The sequence below is a fragment of the Wolbachia endosymbiont of Aedes albopictus genome, assembly GCF_024804185.1.
Lineage (GTDB): Bacteria > Pseudomonadota > Alphaproteobacteria > Rickettsiales > Anaplasmataceae > Wolbachia > Wolbachia pipientis_B.
The window spans coordinates 538,798-553,701 of record NZ_CP101657.1 but is presented as its reverse complement, the minus strand read 5'-3'; the positions used below and the strand labels follow the sequence as shown (position 1 = coordinate 553,701).

10 protein-coding genes and 1 pseudogene are annotated in these 14,904 nt (G+C 34.7%); 7 read left to right on the top strand and 4 right to left on the bottom strand.

Going from position 1 to position 14,904, the window contains the following annotated elements; all coding sequences use genetic code 11:
- The first annotated feature begins 10 nt into the window (after positions 1-10).
- Genes ribF through NHG98_RS02795 form a run of 4 tightly spaced genes read left to right on the top strand, consistent with a single transcriptional unit; the run spans position 11 to position 4,083 of the window.
- Positions 11-943, top strand: coding sequence for a riboflavin biosynthesis protein RibF (gene ribF / locus NHG98_RS02810; protein ID WP_096617751.1), 933 nt, complete (start codon positions 11-13; stop codon positions 941-943).
- Positions 940-1,416, top strand: a complete 477-nt coding sequence (gene lspA / locus NHG98_RS02805) for a signal peptidase II (RefSeq protein ID WP_096617753.1) — start codon at positions 940-942, stop codon at positions 1,414-1,416. Before ribF ends, lspA begins: the two co-directional genes overlap by 4 nt.
- Positions 1,417-1,445: 29 nt before the next feature.
- Positions 1,446-2,786, top strand: a complete 1,341-nt coding sequence (locus NHG98_RS02800) for a M16 family metallopeptidase (protein WP_096617755.1) — start codon at positions 1,446-1,448, stop codon at positions 2,784-2,786.
- On the top strand, positions 2,773-4,083 hold the full coding sequence (locus NHG98_RS02795; RefSeq protein ID WP_096617757.1) for a M16 family metallopeptidase: 1,311 nt from the start codon (positions 2,773-2,775) through the stop codon (positions 4,081-4,083). The genes NHG98_RS02800 and NHG98_RS02795 overlap by 14 nt, the downstream gene beginning before the upstream one ends.
- 2 nt (positions 4,084-4,085) lie before the next feature.
- Here the strand turns inward: NHG98_RS02795 and purN are convergent, their stop codons facing one another.
- The gene (gene purN, locus NHG98_RS02790) at positions 4,086-4,652 is read right to left on the bottom strand and encodes a phosphoribosylglycinamide formyltransferase (RefSeq protein WP_096617759.1); all 567 of its coding nucleotides are present in this window, start codon (positions 4,650-4,652) and stop codon (positions 4,086-4,088) included.
- Positions 4,653-5,065: 413 nt separating this feature from the next.
- Positions 5,066-6,040, bottom strand: a complete 975-nt coding sequence (locus NHG98_RS02785; RefSeq protein WP_096617761.1) for an IS110 family RNA-guided transposase — start codon at positions 6,038-6,040, stop codon at positions 5,066-5,068.
- 114 nt (positions 6,041-6,154) lie between these two features.
- Here NHG98_RS02785 and NHG98_RS02780 point away from each other — a divergent pair.
- The 3 genes and pseudogenes from NHG98_RS02780 to NHG98_RS02770 all read left to right on the top strand — a co-directional run.
- Positions 6,155-6,761: pseudogene (locus NHG98_RS02780) on the top strand (Rpn family recombination-promoting nuclease/putative transposase); the annotation flags it as partial.
- 100 nt (positions 6,762-6,861) lie between these two features.
- Positions 6,862-8,292, top strand: coding sequence for a cytoplasmic incompatibility factor CifA (locus NHG98_RS02775; RefSeq protein ID WP_096617583.1), 1,431 nt, complete (start codon positions 6,862-6,864; stop codon positions 8,290-8,292).
- A gap of 54 nt (positions 8,293-8,346) precedes the next feature.
- The gene (locus NHG98_RS02770; protein ID WP_310437606.1) at positions 8,347-11,886 is read left to right on the top strand and encodes a C48 family peptidase; all 3,540 of its coding nucleotides are present in this window, start codon (positions 8,347-8,349) and stop codon (positions 11,884-11,886) included.
- A gap of 99 nt (positions 11,887-11,985) precedes the next feature.
- On the opposite strand, the gene NHG98_RS02765 is transcribed toward NHG98_RS02770, so the two are convergent.
- On the bottom strand, positions 11,986-12,381 hold the full coding sequence (locus NHG98_RS02765; protein ID WP_259245550.1) for a hypothetical protein: 396 nt from the start codon (positions 12,379-12,381) through the stop codon (positions 11,986-11,988).
- Positions 12,382-13,080: 699 nt separating this feature from the next.
- Positions 13,081-14,892 (bottom strand): glutamine--fructose-6-phosphate transaminase (isomerizing), encoded by a 1,812-nt coding sequence (gene glmS, locus NHG98_RS02760; RefSeq protein ID WP_096617666.1) that lies wholly within the window; start codon positions 14,890-14,892, stop codon positions 13,081-13,083.
- Positions 14,893-14,904: the final 12 nt, after the last annotated feature.

The following is a 14,904-nucleotide window of genomic DNA, read 5'->3' as shown; positions in this document are numbered from 1 at the left end:
ATCAAATTGTATGAAAATTATTTATAATTGTGAGCAAGGGATAGAAAATAATATAGCACTAACCTTCGGAAATTTCGATGGCATTCATTTAGGACATGAATTTGCAATTTCCACTCTAAAGAAGGTAGCACAAGAAAGAGGATTACCCTCTGCAGTTTTAACTTTTGAGCCTCACCCATCAACTGTTTTATTTGGTAGAAACAATTTTAGGTTAATAGACCAAGAACAAAAAAAGGAACTAATCAGCAGCTATGGTATAGATTACTTGTATATTATTAATTTTAGTAGAGGTTTTTCCGAGGTTAGCTGCGATAACTTTATCAGTGAGATTTTAATAGATAAATATGGTGCTAAACACATAATTGTCGGAGAAAATTGCACTTTTGGTCATAAACGATTGGGTGATATATTAACTCTAGAGAAATATTCTGAAACATATGGATACTCTTTGACTAAATTAGAGCCATTAATAATTGACGGCAAAATTTGCTCTTCTTCTTCAATCAGAGAGTATGTACAAAGGGGCGAAATAGAAATTGTTAATAAATTACTTGGTAGACCTTATCAAGTTTCTGGTGTTGTGACAAAGGGTGCGTGTAGAGGTAGAGAAATAGGATTCCCAACCATAAATATTCCTATAGAAGATTGCATGATAAAACCAAAATTTGGTACATATTACGCTAAAGTGATGTTTTCTTATAATAAACCAAATTGGTTATATGGAGTAGTCAATATTGGTATGAGACCTACATTTAAGGATCTGAAAAAGCCTATAATAGAAATGCACATATTCGATTTTGATGAAGACGTATATAATCATAAAGTTAATATACAACTTTTAAAATTCATAAGGTCAGAAAAAAAATTCCATAGTATTGAGGAGTTAACAAAACAGATAAATTATGATATACTTAAAGTTTATAGGTTAAAGGCAAATTCATGAAAAAGTTATGCTTAATTGTTATATTAATTATAGTATTGATTGACCAAACGAGCAAATTGTACATAAACTCATTGATTGATGAGGGAGAATCAATTGAGATCGCTAGCTTTATAAAGCTAGTTGAAGTTTGGAATTCGGGCATTAGTTTTGGAATGTGTAGCGCTTTACCGCATGGCGGTTTCTTTTTTTCAGCATTTTCAATACTAATAATTGGTATACTTGCATACTTGATATACAAGTCTGATGATCAGTCAACTTACCTTGGGTTTTCTCTGATGATTGGTGGAGCAATCGGAAACGTAGTTGATAGGATTTATTGGGGAGCTGTATATGATTTCATATATTTTCATATTGATGATTGGTATTGGCCAGCTTTTAATTTAGCGGATTTATCTATAGTTTGTGGAATGTTCACATTGTTATATAAGTGGTATATATACGATATGTTTATTTCTAAACAAAATGAGGAATAAAATAATTGTTTTTATATTAGGTCGAAATAATGCTTCATAAGTTTTTTAGTTTTCTTATACTACCTGCACTCTTTTTTACTTACCCAATTTCTTTGAAGGCTTTGAGCATAGAGCACGACATAAAACATGCTAAACTCAGTAACGGACTAGATGTCTATGTTGTTCCTAATCATCGGATTCCAGCCGTTTTACATGCAGTAATATACAAAGTTGGGGGAATGGATGATCCGATTGGCAAAGCAGGATTGGCTCACTACTTTGAACATTTAATGTTTGAAACTACAGGGAAGTTCACAGATATAGAAGCCACTATGAGTAGCATTGGGGCCCAGTTTAATGCGTTTACTACTAAGGAATATACCTGTTACTACGAATTAGTCCTTAAAAATGACTTACCACTGGCAATGGAAGTTGAAGCAGACAGAATGGGCAATTTTAATGTTACTCAAGATAAAATAGAAAGAGAAAAAAATATTGTACTGGAAGAGAGGAAGATGAGATTTGATAATCATCCTCACGCTTTGTTATGGGAAGAAATGGATAGTGCATTTTACCGTACTGGCTATGGCAGGTCTGTTATTGGCTGGGAGAGCGATATCACAACTTACAATCAGGATGACATAACGAGGTTTCATGATAACTATTATCACCCCGGCAATGCAATATTACTGATTGTGGGTGATGTGGAACTTGATGAAGTAGTGAAATTAGCAGAAGAAAAATATGGCGAAATTAAAGCTAAGCCTGTAATGAGACATTACCCAAATCAGGATCCGGTGCATAATGCAGGTTTATCGGTGATTTTAGAGAGCACTGAAGTAAAAGAACCAGTTTTATATTTTCGTTATCGTGTTTCTTTATTTAAGCACACAAGTGAAACCTCCGCTGCTCATTTAGCGGTTGACATTTTAGGTGGCGGCAAATCCAGCAAACTGTATAAAGATTTGGTTTTAGATAAAGATGTGGCAGTATCAGTATCTGCTTATTACAATAGTTTAACTTTTAGTGATGGCTATATTGATATTCAGGTCATTCCAAAAAGCGGGGTTAATTTAGGCACTGTTGAAAGAGAATTAGAAAATGCTATCAATGACTTCATGCCTAAAGGAATAACGGATGAGGAGTTGCAAAGCTCGAAATATAGATACAAAGTAGCACAGTTTGATAATCTATCTGACTTAACTCATATAGCAATGTTTTATGTGCCACGCCTCGCACTTGGTATTCCACTTGATGAAATAGATATTTCATATAGCAAAATCAATAATGTCAATCTAGAGGATGTAAATAATAAAATCCGTACTATTTTTTCTGCTAATAAATTAGTCGGTCGTTTGCTACCAAAAGGAGGTAATAATGAAGATAAGTAAACTTGTATTTCTACTTTTTTTCTGTCTAAGCTTTAATTTACAAGCAAGTGGTAACTTAAATATAGAGGAGGTCACTACCCGTAAAGGATTTAAGTTTCTATTTGTTGAAAACTATGACTTACCAAAAGTTTCGATAAATATCTCATTCAAAGATGCAGGTTATGTGTATGAAAATTCGGAAAAACAGGGACTAGGTTGGTTTACTTCTCTTATAATTCAAGAAGGGGCAGGAAAAAATGATGCCAGAGATTTTGCGAAAAAGCTTGAAGATAAAGGGATTAGTTTAAATTTTATTCCTGATTTAGAAGCATTTAGGGTTTCATTAAATACTTTGTCTGAGAATTTAGAGGATGCAATTTCGTTACTAAGCGACGCTATAATACGTCCTAAAGTTGACTCTGAAGGGTTGAATAGAGTTTTCGAGAAAGCCAAAGTTGATTTTAATAATCTTGAAAAAAATCCTTTTTTTGTTGCTGGAGAAGAATTGAATACGTTATTGTTTAAAAAACACCCTTACTCAAAAAGTGTGTACGGTACTCTTGACACTATAATGAACATTACTAGAGATGATGTTTTAACATACATAAAGCGTAATTTTGCTAAAGATAACATAGTTATCAGTGTTGCTGGTTGTGCAAAAAAAGAAGAAATTATTACATTATTAGATAAATATTTATCTAAATTGCCGTCAAAAAGATCAAAAGTGAGAAAAATACCTGTAAAAAATGATTTTGGTCCTGCAGAAAATAAAAACATTTTTATGGATATACCACAAAGTGTGATACTTTTTGCTCAAAAAGGTATAGCTTATGAAGATCCAGACTACTATAGTGCTCAAGTTTTGGTTAATGCGCTTGGTGGTATGGGGCTGAATTCAGTGCTGGTGAAAGAGCTAAGGCAAAATCTTGGAATTACTTATGGTATTAGTGCCTCTATGGCTAGCTATACGCATGCAAATATTATAGCCGGAGGTTTAAGTACTGATAGCTCTACTGCCAGTCAATCCATATCTGCAATAAGAGATACATTGAGCAGGATAAAAAAGGAAGGAGTTGATGAACAATTATTTAAAGATACAAAAATTAGTATGGTAAATAATTTTGTCCTTTTCCTGTCCAATAACACAAATACAGCAATGCTGCTTGATGATATGCAAATAAATGATCGTGATGTTAACCGTATAAATAATTATGCGAATATCATTAATGACGTTAAATCAGAGAAAGTGAACGAACTGGCAAGTTCTTTACTGGAACCAGAAAATTTATTTTTTGTTGAAGTTGGAAAAAACACTTAAGGTCAATAATTAATATTTTCTGCTATTGATCTTACTGCTTCTACATAACACTTATGCTCCTCAGCTAGAATGCGTTCTGAAAGGCTTTGAATATCATCAGCTGGTAACACTGGCACAGCAACTTGAGCAATTATGGCTCCAGCATCAATTTCAGGAGTGACGTAATGTACAGTACAGCCTGCGATTTTTACTCCTGCTTTTAGAGCTTGCTCTTGAGCATTTAGGCCCTTAAAGGACGGAAGTAGAGAGGGATGAATATTTATCACCTTGTTATTCCATTTACTGAGAAAATTAGCTTGCAGGATTCTCATAAACCCTGCAAGGCAAATTAAATCAACCTTATGTTGAACAAATATTTCGTGAATTTTATCAGCATCAAGTGGTTTATCTCTAACAATAAACGCTGGCACTCCTGCTTGTTCTGCTATTTTTAGGCCAGCAGCTTTGCTATTATTTGTGATAGCGCACACAACTTCTGCAGGAAAATTACGATTTTGACATGCCTCTATCAAGGCCTGCATATTTGATCCCCTGCCTGAAATTAGTATCCCAAGTTTCACCTTTTTCATTTTGTGCAATTGATTTGGTGTAATAATTAATGTTAACAAAATAACTCAAAAAGTAAATCTATAGCTAAAGTGACTTAGGTTCTCTAATTGCACATAAGTCAACAATAATTTTCACACAAATCAAAACAGCATATCTTCTCCATAATCTTCGGTAATTCCACATAAGTTAAAAATAGCATGCTTTCCATGGTTCTCTCCGCGGTCTAACATGGCTAAAACTTTAATTTGCCAAGCCGCACTATACTTGTTAGGCGGAAGTGGACGGCAACATGTCTTTCACGAAGTCTATGCTTCAACCTAAATTCTTGCTTATCCCTTTCATCGGCATTACTATCTTTACTTTCAGTAGAATTATTGTTTTATACTCCTTTAGTGTTTATTGATAACAAAATTCTGTTTTGTTAACCAACATCCTATGCATAATTACAGATAATTTTCTTGCTATAGCAATAATTGCTTTCTTCATAACCTTCTTTTTTGCAACCCCAGCTTCTCAATTTAAATGTTCTTTTACATTTTATCAGTAAGACTTGTGCAGCTTCATACAACATATTCCTACATTCCACTGGACCCATTTTTGATATACTTCCGTGTCGATCAATCTCACCAGAAGCGTACTGTCTTGGGCTTAATCCAATATAAGCTCCAACTGTATAAGATGTTTCAAACCTATGTGGATCATCTATTGCAGCTTTGTATGTCATTGCTACTATAATACCAACTCCTGGAACAGTAGTTAATAATTTACAATCCTCATCTTTTTCGCCTTGTCCCGAAAGTATTTTGTCAAGCTTTCTTATTGATTCTTCCATTGTTTCCAAACTGCAAACTAATGCTTCTATTGAACTCCTACTGATTTCACCCAAATTATTTATTGCCTCTTGTATTCTTAAAGCAAAAGTTTCAAATTTTGATCCTTTACCGAGCTTTATTCCATGTATCTTCAACAACCCTCTTATTGTTCCAATAACCTGCTGTTTGCTACACATTAGCTGTCTTCTGCTTCCAAGCGCTATTTTAATTTGACAAGACTCATCTGATTTTACTAACACTTCTTTGTACAACCCAGCCCTCATCATTTGTGCTATACCCCTCGCATCGTTTTTATCATTCTTATTGATTCTTGCAGACAACGCTGCTGCCATATGCCTTGCATCTACACAAATTACTGGTAATCCAAAACTCCTTAACTCTTTGCACATTGATATTGACAACTGTCCACTTTCTATTCCTATGGATTCGTATTTTTTGCCTTGGCTAAGCAAATACTCTGCTATTGCCTTACTTTCGCTTATAACAACCTCTTCCTTAACAATTTTTCCTTTCTCATCAACGATACTGATGAAAGTTTCTTTGAGTGAGACATCTAATCCGCTATAATATTTCATGACCTACTGTAAAAGTTTAAATTATTTTTGAAGAACTTATTCTACTGAATTCGTTACTTCGTGATAAAATAATGGAGTATGTCTCTCCATCATTCAATCGCAATTACAGTATGTGCCCAATACTACGCTGCCAAAGCTTATTCAAGTCAAGCTGATGTAGGTGACCAGTATCATGATCTTAAAGGGGTTATCTTTATTGCTATTGCTGATTTTATCCTATTTCCTAATAAGCTGGCTTATAAGTCTGATCACGTTACTTTTGATAAGATGACCTTTGAACATGATCTCAAAGACTTTAGTTTCACTTTCATAGAGCTACCAAAGTTTAATAAGACAAAAGAAGATCAATTAGAAAATATTGTTGAAAAATGGATCTATTTTTTTAAGCACGCGGATGAAACGAGCGAAGAGGATCTAAAAAAAAATAATAGGTAGTGATGTAATTATTGGCAGGGCTTATGATGAGTTAAATCAATATAATTGGAGTAAAGAAGAACGTTTTGCATATGATCAAGCTAAGAAACGTACCGATGATTATTTATCTACCCTTGAAGAAAAACTTCATGAAGGCATCCAAATCGGTCATGAAAAAGGCAGAGAAGCAGAGAAAATTGAGGTCGCAAGGAATCTACTTAAAGCAGGAGTTTCTATTGACATTATAACTCAAACTACTGGTCTTTCTGTTGATTATATTGAGAAAATTCAAGAAAAGAAGTTTTAGCCATAACGTTTTTTTATTAAACCCTTTATTCTAGATATTGCAATCCATTCTAATATCTGTACAATGCCTTTTTTATATAAATACTTAATAGGAGGGGTTAATGCCAACACAGAAAGAGCTTCGGGCTACGATGTCCAAAAAATTACAGGAAGCTGTTAAACATCCAGATCCAACAGTTGCTGCCGGGAGAAAGTCAGCTATCAAGAGATGGGTGGGAGTCCTTCAAGATAACTTTATGGAGCACATAAAATACTTTAAAGATGATAAGCTGAGGTTTTTGCATGAAGTGTTCCAAGATGAAGACTGCTGGTCAGGTATAAGATTAAATAATGCTGCTTTAGGTCAAAGGTTTACTGAAGAAAAAATAGGTGAAATAGATAATCCACTTTCAGAATATGATATAGCTTGTAGGTATTGCGTAGTAGATAAAATTCACCATCTCTTTCAAGAGCAGTTTGAATCTTACAAAGGTAGTTTTTCCTCGAATGCAGTTGATGGTTATGGTAACCCTGTAACTGACATATACATAAGAAACTCACTGTTGAACGGTATGAAAAGGGAAGATCCTGTATTAAGTTTCTGGATCGATAGAGAATCTGGGGGATTAAAGCAACCAAGTAACGCGTCAGAAGGTTTTGACAGTGCTGTAAAACTTGAATGGAGCGAAGGGGTAGAGTATTTTTATAATCATTTAAAAGAAGAAGATAAGGAAAAGAAACTTACAGAAGCTATTATTGCTCTTTCTCGTCCTCAATCTGTTGAGAAAGATGCTCCTATTTTAGATTTTTGTATAAATAAGATAGTCGATAAAGATACTCTTTTACAGAAATTGCTGCGGAAAGATAAGGGAGTATATTCCCTTCTTGCTGAATTAATAGAGTCATGTTTTTTTGATACGGTTCATGATTTGGTACAGTGCTGGTGTTATAAAGGCGTTTCAGCAGGAGGAGACTGTTCGGACAAGATATTCTCACAGCGAGACTATGAACTTTTTCTTTATTCACTTTCAAATGTGATGTTGAAAAATCCTGAGTTAAGTGTTCAAGCTAGATCCCTTATTATGGAGATTTGGAAATGTGAACGCTTTACTGAATACAGAGAGACCTCTGTTAATACTTCTAATTATACAGTTCCTATAAAGAGTGTACTTGGGGGATTAATCATTAATTGGAAACGAGAAGATGTTTGTAAGCCCGATAGGGAAATAGAGAAAGAAGAAATATTAGATATAATATCATTTGCTAAAAGTTGCTTTCCTGAAAAGTTTGACCTTTTTAAAGAAGTCATGATAGAAAACCTTAGAATATGTGGTAGGGAAGGAAAGAAGAAAGGTGTAGATTACGGCAAGTTTGCAGAAGAGTTATTTCTTCAGTTAGAGAAGGTAACTTTACCTTCTGTAGGTGATGGTCCTTGGAATAATTTGCGGTCTCAATCTAAGGTATCTTTGCCACTTGATGATGGCCCACAGTCTGAGTTTGAAGCTCCTAGTGTGAGTGGTATTTTTGGGTCTCATAAGAAAAGAAGAATCTAGTCTACTCATTAATGTAAGTGGTTTTTCTGGTCTTAGCAAATAGAGAGGTGCTTTGTGTCTTTAGTAAGAAGTTTAGTGGATGGAGATCTTGATGGTTTTAGACAAGAGTTTGAATCCTTTTTAGATCAATGTCCATCTTTCTTGCATTATGTGAATGCAGGTCGTTTTCTTCCTGTATTCTTTTTTAGTATGTTTGCTACTGCTCATGATGCAGGCATTTTGAATACAGATGAGAAAGTCTATTTTCGTTTTGATAATCATGGTATTGATACAGGTGGTAGAAATAGAAATACAGGAAACCTAAAAGTTGCTGTTTATCGTGACGGACAGCAAGTTGTCAGGTGTTACAGCATTTCTGATCGTCCTAATAGTGATGGGTTGAGGTTCAGTACAAGGGAGAGAGATTCTCTAGTACAAGAAATTATACGGCAAAATCCAAATTTAAGGGAAGAAGACCTAAATTTTGAGCAATACAAAGTATGCATGCATGGAAAGGGTAAGAGTCAGGGAGAGGCGATTGCAACAGTATTCGAGGTGATTCGTGAAAAAGATTCTCAAGGTAGAGATAGATTTGCTAAATATTCAGCGTCTGAGATTAGCCTTCTGAGGCATATAGAACGCAATAGGCTTAGGGGAATTAATGCGCCTGCGCCACGCAGTGTGTTGACAGTTAAGGAAATAGGAAGTATACGACTCAATCAAGATCAGAGAGTACAGCTTGGTCATTTGGTCAATTTTGTGCAAGTTGCACCAGGTCAGCAAGGGATTTTCAATTTTATGGAAGTGCTAGCAAGTAACCAAAGAATAAATGTAGAACGTGGAATAAATGAAGGAATTTTGCCATACATAACTCGAATCTATCGTAATTACCTAGGCAGCCTACAAAATGACATTCAAAATCGCAATCAAAAGTTTGAGAGTCACGGATTTTTCTTAGGTTTGTTAGCAAATTTTAGTCATCTCTACACAATAGATATTGACCTTGACTTGTCTCCTGGAAATTCATATGTTGCTTTTCTTGTACGTCATCAGGCAGAGAGAGAAAACATTCCTATCGTTATTAATGTTACTAGATGGAGGACATCGTCTGATATTGCATTAAACCGCGCTAGAGGTGATGCTAAAAGATTACATGCTTCTTCATTTATATCTATTCATACTGAATCAAGAAATGCTGTTTGTATTGGATTAAATTTTAATCTAAATATAGATCCTTTTAGTGTTGATACAGTAGAGTTTTTAGAGAATAGATTTCCTTTAGTACAAAGATTGTTTGAGTATATAGAAGATGAAGAGGTTGGAGAGAATATTAGAGATTTCTTACTTCAACATCTTCCTGGTGAAATACCAAGGAATGCAGAGAATTATAATAGAATATTTGATTGTATAACTGGTTTTGCTTTTGGGAGTAGTGCTTTTGATAATGGGTATATACCAATACAAAGGAATGGAAAAAGAAGTAGGTTGCAGGCAACAAAACACATATTCAGATATGATGATCCAGATTTAAGAAGATGTTTAACTATGGTCTTTCATGTTCAAGGTTTGCCTATAGTCATACTTGACGTTAGAGCTTACAATGTGCAACAACAAGGAGCAATCAATTTAGAAAATCTTAATATTAATGGAAATAATGTTCATGTATGGGAAGTTTCATGCATACTTAATGACCAATTTGAGCTAGATATTGATCAACCAAATGACCTTGGTTTATATCACGATTACCAAAATGCAAATAATTTTCTTGCTGGTGATCTTATACAAGTGCCTAATGCTGAAAATGTACATAATGCTTTGAATCAAGTTATGAATAATGGCTGGCAAAATAGAGATCAGCATAGAGTATTACTGATGGCTATTTCTAGAGTATTAATGCCAGAGAATATGAACGGTGATGCAATAATAGATGTAGATAGCAATGACAAGTTTAGGTCTATGTTACATGGTGTATTTTATGCTAGTGACGATCCTGATAAAGTGTTTGCTATTTATAAAGTTGGTCAAACATATAGTTTGAAAAGGGGTCAGGAAGAAGAAGGAGAAAGGGTAATACTCACAAGAATTACAGAACAGAGATTAGACCTTTTATTATTAAGACAACCTACAGCAGATACTCATCCGATTGTATATGTATTAGGATTTGCTGATAATGCAGAAGAAGTAGCACAAAAGGAGAATAACGCAAAAGATCGAATAAAAGAACTTATGAACAAGCAAAGGGGATATTTGCCTATTACTCCTGGAAATGAGGTGGTTTTATCTTCTGCTGTATTTAATGCAGGTGCAGGGAGAGTAGAAGGTCTGATATCTATTCCAGAAGGAATAGGAAGAGAAGAGTATGTACATAGACTTGATCGTGGTGGTCGTGACTCAAGACCAGGAATATTAGTGGGACCTGAAAGTGTTATTGATGAAAATCCGCCAGAAGAATTATTATCAGATATAACCAGGAAGAGATTAATAGATTATTTTCAAGGCAATCAAAAACAATCCTCGATTCCATTACTTGACCTAGGTAATAATCGATGGGTTGCGGTTCGTTATCTTGAAGGCAATAAAGAACGGATCATAAGGAGATTAAGGTTTGGTACAGATGAAACACTTACAGCACAAGAAATATTACACCAAATAAACGCTATCCTTCGTAGAAACAACGCTCGTGAAATAGAAGATGTGCATAATCTACTTGCACTAGACTTTGCAACAGAAAATCAAAATTTTCGTTATTGGCTACAAACTCATGACATGTTTTTCGCTGCACGACAATATACTTTCCATGATGATCGATCTAATCCAACTAATGATCGTCATGATTTTGCAATAACTTCAGTAGGAGTTGATGAAAATCAAAATGACCTAACAGGTAGGGGCTTATTAAGTAGTCACATAGATAACTTTAAACAAAAAGTAGATTCGGATGAAAAAGATAGATTAATTGCTATTATTAATGTAGGTAATCGTCATTGGGTTACATTAGTTATTGTCCACCAAAATGGAAATTATTATGGGTATTATGCTGATTCACTTGGTCCAGATAGTGGTATTGACAATAATATTCGAGGAGCTTTAAGAGAATGTGATATTAACGATGATAATGTCCATAATGTTTCTGTTCATCAGCAAACAGATGACCATAATTGTGGCATATGGGCATACGAAAACGCTAGGGATATTAACCAAGCTATTGATCAAGCTTTACAGGGAAATAATAACTTTGGAGAAAAAGGTGAAGGTATTATAGGTTATATACATGGTCTTCTTAGTGCAGGCATTGGAAATGACGCTAGACAATCTCAAAGAAATGAACAATACTTTAAAAATCGGAGAAGAAATATTTCACAATTATTCCAAAATGATCCTCTATCTTCTCCTAGGGGTAGATTGATTCAAGATCATCCAGGAATTCAACATGAAATTGATCCATTACTATTACAATTTTTAGAACTCCAATATCCACAGCGTGGAGGTGGGGGAGCATTACAATTAGGCGGAGAAAGAGTGATATCAATTGATTTTGGTCCACAATCTGCATTGGATGAAATTGATGGAGTGAATAGAGTTTATGATTGTAGCAATGGTAGAGGCAGTAGGTAGAGGTAATCGGTGGATGAAAGGAGTGTAACAAAAACCTTATGCGTCAAGTAGAGATTGTAAACAAATTTAAAGAAGTTAAGGTGGGTAACCTGTTTTTTTCTACTTGCAGCAATGTTTCAAAAAGTATATGTGTCGAGTTAGGTAAAGTTGAATGAGGTTCTTAAATGAGCAGCTATTAATTTGGTAGTATATAACATTAATAAATTTAAACGATGCAACCATTTCCAGCAACAAAAACCTATTAGCATGAAAACTGTTCGTCTTGGAGTCAGTTGGTCTACCAAGTGTCTCCTCTCTACCCTGATATTTGTAAGCTATTTTCGCTAAGAGAATCGTGCTTGCGTTATAGCTGGACTTTTTGAATATTCTACTTCTAAATTTTTCTGCAACACCTCTCCCTTCCTCTATTTCTCTTGCTAGCTTTTGAATATTCTTTCTATCTTTATTTGTTAACTCATATATATCACATACTAATGTCAGTTTTGACATTTCCATAATGTTTTCCCCTATTAAGATTTATTGATTTAGTTGTAGTAGTTGAAATACCGCATCCATAACTTTGGTATCTTCTTTAGATCAGCTATGTGTTGCCGTCTAGAATATTTTTCTTGTATCCAGCTTATCTCTTACATTAGTTTATTCAAACAGCATTAGCATGACTTGCCTTTTTTTGGATGTAGAAATTTTCTAGGAATTGTCTTTTTGAATTCTATGGTATTTTGTTTAACATTCAAGCACGGGTCTCTTGCTGTTTAATCTGCACAGATGAAGATAACTGAATACCTTCACTATCATGATAAGAGAACTGGCGGAGTTTGTCAAGTAAGTTTTTTCGCCTATTCCCAATAAAAGTTCGTTATTGGTTATGCAGGAACTGTCGTAAAAGGAAGTTTTCTTGTGCATGTGAAACTTTTTTTTCCAACACAATGGATCTTCTGAAAAGTTTTCGAGTATATTGTATTTTTAATTTGTAAAATAAGATTTTTTCCTTTTTGCATGTTTCACCTAAAAAGGATACATTTTAGACTTCTTTGTTGAAATAAAACAGAAACAAAAGTGCTGTTTATTGCAGCTTTTGGGTAATTTAATGCGAAAAAATTTAGAGAGAAATTTTACACACAACCGCAGACATTTTTCCTTAAGTTGATGCCATTGAGTACCTTAATTAGAAGTCTAGCTTTAACTTTAAATGGACTACTCAACCGTGACAGACTTAGCTAAATTTCTTGGACAATCGGCATCTAATCCTTTTTTTGCTGCAGTAAAGTAAGCAAGGAATTGCATAGCAACACTGTAGATGATTGGAGAGATAAAATTATCAGTGTCTGGAAGTTGCATCACATCTGCGCAAACTCCCCTTAGGAATGGCGCTCCTTGCTTATCGCTGAAGGCAATTACTTTGCCTTTTCTTGCAATAACCTCTTGTATATTAGATAGCGTTTTAAAGAATAAACTATCATAAGGGATAATTGCTATAACAAGCACAGTAGAATCTATTAAAGCAATAGAACCATGCTTCGTTTCTCCTGCTGCAATACCAATGGTATTAATGTATGAAAGCTCTTTTATCTTTAATGCGCCTTCCATTGCAACTCCGTATGAACTTCCTCTGCCGATTAAAATAACGTTATTGTGTTCTAATATGCTGCCTGATATATGTTGTATTTTCATCACATTCAAAACTTGCTCAACATACTCGGGAATAGAATTGATAGCACTGCTTAGCTGCTTTATTTTCTCTCCACCCAGTATACCTTTTATTTTTCCAAGCTCCACGGCAAAGCATGCTAAAGTTGCAAGTTGCGCAGAAAAGGTTTTTGTTGAGGCAACACCAATTTCTGGCCCAGCAAGAGTATGTAACACAATATCTGAGATCTTTTCGATACTGCTGTTAAATGTGTTAGTTATACTAATGATTGTTTGCTTCTGTGATTTCGCATAACGCAGCGCTTCTATGGTATCTGCAGTTTCGCCAGATTGAGAAATGAATAACCCAATGCTGCCTTCTTCTAGCTTGACGTTGCTATACCTAAATTCTGATGAGATTTCTAGATATACTCGAACTTGAGCGACACTTTCCAGCCAATACTTTGCTATTAGCCCAGCAAAATAAGATGACCCACATCCAACTATAGTAATGTAACTCAGCTCAGAAAACAGTTTTTTGTTGACCTCTTTATATTGCTTGTAAAATTGATTTATTGTTTTGTTTAATGCACGCGGTTGCTCAAAAATCTCTTTTAACATGAAGCTAGGATACCCATTTTTGCTAATTAGAAAATCACTTGGACTACTATTTTCTATACTGCGTTTAACTTGTGTACCATTGTTGTATATACTAACTCCACTAGATTTTATCACTGCAATGTCACCATCTTCCAAATACGATATTCTTTCCACAAATGCACTTAAAGCATTAGAGTCAGATGCAGCAAACACTGTGTTACAGTTATAGCCTATTGCTAAAGGCAAATTTCTCTTCGCAACAAATAAGGCATCTGGATATTCTGCAAATAATAAGACCAAGGCAAATGAGCCATGTAAGTTGTTTAAACACTTAAATAGAGAATCAACTGGCGACAATCCTTCATCAAGATATAAGGTTAGCATATTTGGTATAATCTCTGTGTCAGTATCAGTATGGAATAACATTCCCCTTTCTTCTAGACCCTTTTTTAGCAGATTGTAATTCTCAATTATGCCGTTATGAGCAACAACAACATTATTTGTATGAATGGGATGAGCATTTTTAAGGCCTGGAACTCCATGTGTAGCCCAGCGAGTATGTGCTATACCAACTGTACTGTGAGACATCTTGCTTTCATCAACAACTTCATACAATCTTTTAACTTTACCTTCTGATTTTTTGACTTCTATCTCGCCTTCGTTATTTATGATTGCTATACCTGAGGAATCATATCCCCTATATTCCAATTTTTGCAACCCAGTTAGTAAAGTTGGTATTACTGAATCACCGCTACTTACTACACCAAATATTCCGCACACAAATGGATCACC